Source organism: Frankia sp. CcWB2 (assembly GCF_977927585.1).
The window spans coordinates 1-4,212 of the sequence record NZ_CDWRCM010000281.1 but is presented as its reverse complement, the minus strand read 5'-3'; the positions used below and the strand labels follow the sequence as shown (position 1 = coordinate 4,212).

The 4,212-nt window shown below is 69.2% G+C and carries 3 protein-coding genes and 1 pseudogene; all 4 read left to right on the top strand.

The annotated features are described in order from the left end of the window. A pseudogene (locus ACY45C_RS20410) lies at positions 1–1,406 on the top strand (FtsK/SpoIIIE domain-containing protein); the annotation flags it as partial. Continuing rightward, positions 1,394–1,663, top strand: a complete 270-nt coding sequence (locus ACY45C_RS20405; protein ID WP_462189167.1) for a pyrophosphorylase — start codon at positions 1,394–1,396, stop codon at positions 1,661–1,663. The pseudogene ACY45C_RS20410 and the gene ACY45C_RS20405, both read left to right, overlap by 13 nt. A 132-nt stretch (positions 1,664–1,795) precedes the next feature. Continuing rightward, the gene (locus ACY45C_RS20400) at positions 1,796–2,083 is read left to right on the top strand and encodes a hypothetical protein (RefSeq protein ID WP_462189166.1); all 288 of its coding nucleotides are present in this window, start codon (positions 1,796–1,798) and stop codon (positions 2,081–2,083) included. A gap of 731 nt (positions 2,084–2,814) precedes the next feature. Next, the coding region (locus ACY45C_RS20395; protein WP_462189165.1) for a LysM peptidoglycan-binding domain-containing protein at positions 2,815–4,212 on the top strand (1,398 nt) is incomplete at its 3' end.

Here is a 4,212-nt window from a genome sequence, read left to right as displayed (position 1 = left end):
CCCGACGGTCGTGGCGGCCGTCTCCCGGCGATGCGGGCGACGCCATGCGCCCATCGCCGTACCTGGTGCTGCTCGTCGACAGGTTCGAAGGATTTCTGGCCGCCTTTGAGGACGTCGACGGAGGGATACTCGTCGACCAGCTTCTGCGGCTGTTGCGCGAAGGTCAGGCGGTGGGCCTACGAGTGATCATCACTACCGATCGACGAGGGTTGATCGGGCGGCTGGCGTCGCTCGTCGACGAACGACTACTCCTGCGGATGGCCGACCCTTCCGACTACGCGCTCGCTGGCCTGTCCCCCTTCGACATGCCCGGGACGCTGTCCGCCGGACGTGGGGTCGCGGTCGGAGGCCGGTTCCCCAGTCCCGTGGAGACACAGATCGCGCTGCTCGACGCGGACCCCACAGGCCAGGCTCAGGTTGCGGCACTGCGGGCGGTGGGCTCTCGGGCGATGTCCCAGGCGGGCCGATCTGTGGAGGTGTCGCGAAGGCCGCCGGAGCGCTTCGATCGTCGTCCCTTCCGGATCGACGCGCTGCCCTCCCTCGTCACATCCGAGCAGATGGAACGCGCGCCCGGGCGGTCGCGGAGATCCGCGGCGGCGGCCATGCGTCCAGAAAATCGATCTTCGCTGCACGTGCCGATCGGAATCGGAGGGGACGAGCTGGAGATCGTCGAGGTGGATCTGGATACCGACGGTCCCGGTTTCATGATCAGTGGCCCGCCACGGTCCGGGCGCAGTTGCGTTCTACTCACGCTGGCGTTGTCACTCCTCACCGATGGTGCCCGAATCGTCGCGTTGACGCCGCGTCCGTCTCCCCTTCGTTCCCTCGCCCACCGACCCGACGTCGTAGCCATCCTGGACGGGACCATGAACCTCGTGGAGGAGGCGGGAAGCGACGGCACCTGCCGTCGCGGCGGCCGCGGGCGGGGGGAGTCAGCCGTCACGCCGGAGACCCGTCGGACCGACACCATCCGGTCGCTGACCGACCTGCCAACCGGCCTGTCAGGGGACGAACCTCTGGTCGTCCTCGTCGACGACGCCGAGTTGGTCGGTGAACGGGCCGCGGCCGAGCTGGCGGCCTTCTGGCAGGCCGCACGCGACGGCGGCGGCGGCGTGTTGATCGTCGCCGGTACGACCGAGGAGCTGCTGGGCCAGTACCGCGGATTCCTCGTCGACGTCCGCCGCGGTGGGTACGGGCTGCTCCTGGCCCCGGGGCGGCCGAGCGACGGCGAACTGCTCGGAGTCCGGCTGTCCCGCACGATCGGCGGCCCCGCGCCTCCAGGCCGCGGGGTGCTGGTGCGCCGCGGAGCCGTCCTTCCCGTCCAGGTCGCCTGTCCCCCGACATCCGACCTGCTCGCGTCCCCCTCTGCTCGAGTCCCGAGAGGAACAATGCCGTGCGAACCGTGACCACACCGGCGGCCCAACAGGCGGCCGGGCGGATGAGCCGACAGCTACCCGATCTGCAGGCAACCACGACAAATCTGATCAATCATGGCAACACGTTGGCGGACCCGCGAAACTGGGATGGCCCGAAGGCGCAGGTTTTTCGTGCTCAGGTCTGGCCGGAGGTGCAGAGCGCGCTGACCGACCCGCGGACGAACCTCGCCGAGCTCGCCCGCGGCATCACCAAGATCAACCGTCGAACCGCTGCGGCCGGAAGCTGACGGACCACCCCCGGGACCGCCCCTCCCGGGACCACTGTCCGCCGCGCCGGTCGCTCTCTTCCATCTCTTCCATGCCATCGAGGCGCTTTGCCGCCGAGACGGCCGTCCAGATCCCCGCCACCGGAGCACACTATGACCCAGCCGTCCGATGTCACCGTCCGTAGCACGCCACAAGCCGTGACCGCTATCGCCGATCTCACCACGATCATCAACGGCCCGCTGCTCACCCATTTCGACGAGCTCCGCGCCGCGGCGAAGGTACTGATCGACCCGGAGAACTGGGACGGTCGTAACGCGGTCGATTTCCGGACCACCGTCTGGCCGGGATACGACCGGACCCTCACCGAACTGCACACCCAGCTGGATCAGCTACGTGCGCGGCTCGCCGAGATTCAGAACGAGATCCAGAGTGCCGGATGACCGGGCCAGTCCGGGGTCGGTCCGGCCTCGGTGTGGCCAGCGCCGGTGTTCCGCGGATGCGGGAATGGACAAGGTAGTCGATCGAAGGTAGGCCTGCCCTGGTACGCCGCGACACTGGACACTTTTGGAGGTAACTCAACGTAAGAATAAATTTGAACATTTAGTACTAGAATGGCATTAGATGCCCACCTTGGGTAATAAACTGTAGATCTTTCATCTCGAAATTTCCTCTACGCGACCGCACTGGTACGATTACAACGAGTTTGTCCCTCTGTCGCCGTCCAGGCACAGCAGCGCGAGGAGGCCGGGTGCTCACTGCACGGGATCGGCGTGCGGACATCCAGGCAGTTCGGCGCCGCTCCCACGAGTTCCCTCGGCTCGCCCCGGTCCAGAGCCTGGAGCGCCGGCATCCACGGCGGAGACATGCCGTCGACCGGATCCAGGTAATGGTCACAAGAAGGTCAGGGAACTGCTGCTTCGCCCTGGAAACCGGTCTCCAGCGACCTAGCATGAGCGCCACGCAACCGGGCATGAGGCCGTGCCCGGCGTGCCCATGCGCCCGACCCTGCGCCTGATCGGGGAGGTTCATGTCCACGCCGCTCCCGCCACCATCGACACCACTTCGATCCGCGCGGCCGTCCTCGCCGCCGGCATCGATGGCGTCCGCCTCGCCGGCGGCGGCACCGCGGTCACGACGGCGGCTTCCGCATGCTGGCAACCCTCCCCATCGGATGGTCGATGACAGGCCCGGGAGTGTGCCGGCCCGCCAGCCGGTGCCGGTGGTCTCCGCGGAGCTGCGGTCTCGGGAACGGCTGCGCGCCGCCGGGGCCATCGCTGCGATCGCCGGTGTCGTCCTCGGCGTCCCGGTCGTACTGATCCTGGTACTGGGTCCACCGCTCCAGAGCGGGGACGGGGCCGGCGCGGTCGTCCGAGCCATCCTGTCCCTGCTCTTCTGGGCCGCCTGGCTGCACTTCACCGCCTGTCTTGTCGCGGAATGCCGGGCCGAGCTGCGCGGTACCGGCCTCGCCCCGCGGATACCGCTGGGCGGCGCCCCCCAGAACCTCGCCCGCCGTCTCGTCGCCACATCCGTGTTGTTCTCCGGGACGACGATTCTGGTCGCCCCGATGACATACGCCCGGGCCCCCGCCGTTCCGCCTGCGCCCGGCCGGATGGGGACGGCGATGCCGGTATCGACGACCTCGGCGGCCCTGGTCGCTCCGCGGCCGGCTCCGGACGACAGGGCGCCCGCGCTCACGAGGGGTGATCGGGCTCCGGTGGCCACGACAACGGATCCCGGCGCCAGCACACCGACCCGGCGGACCTGGCCGTCACGGTCGGAACCGGGGACCGGGCCGGCTGGCCCGGCTGGCCGCATGACACCGCGCGTCTGCCACGCCGAGTTGATCAGTCCGATCGCGGACCCGCACGGCCGGCTCGCGTCCAACGGGCGCGTGATGAAGCTCTACGAGGTGCGACCTGCCGAGGGGCGCCACCACGACATCCTCTGGGGCATCGCGGAGCGATTCCTCGGTGATGGTCTACGGTATCGGGAGATCTTCGACCTCAACGAGGGTCGCGCCCAGCCGGACGGCCGCACGCTGTCCAAGCCATCGCTCATCCATGCCGGCTGGCTGCTGCTGCCCGCCGACGCGCAGGGCGAGGGCCTGCAGGTACTGCATGTGCCGGACTCCGTCCCGGGATGGCCTGCCACCGAAACAGGTACCGCGCCCCCCGCCCCCGGCGGCTACGACCTCGCTGACCTCGACAACCACGGACCCGGCAACCCCGGCCTCGATGATCCAGAACCCAGCTATCCCGATTTCGAAGACCCCGAGCCGGGGGACGGCGACGGTCGTCTCGGCACCTCTCGTGCGCTGGCGGTCCTGGATGACGCGGCCGCGGTCGTCTCGGCGCAGCACACCGCGGTGGTCACCGGTGGCCCCGCTACACCCGGCCTTCTCGCGTCCGACTCCTTCGGACCGTCCTCTCAGGGTCTGCTGGGGATAGCAGCCGCCAGCCTGCTCGCCGCCGGAGTCATGGTGGCGTTGTCCACACGCCGGTCGGGGCCGGCGAGCCCCCCAGAGGACGAGACAGAGCGCGCGCTGCTCCTAGGGCCTGTTTGGGAAGTT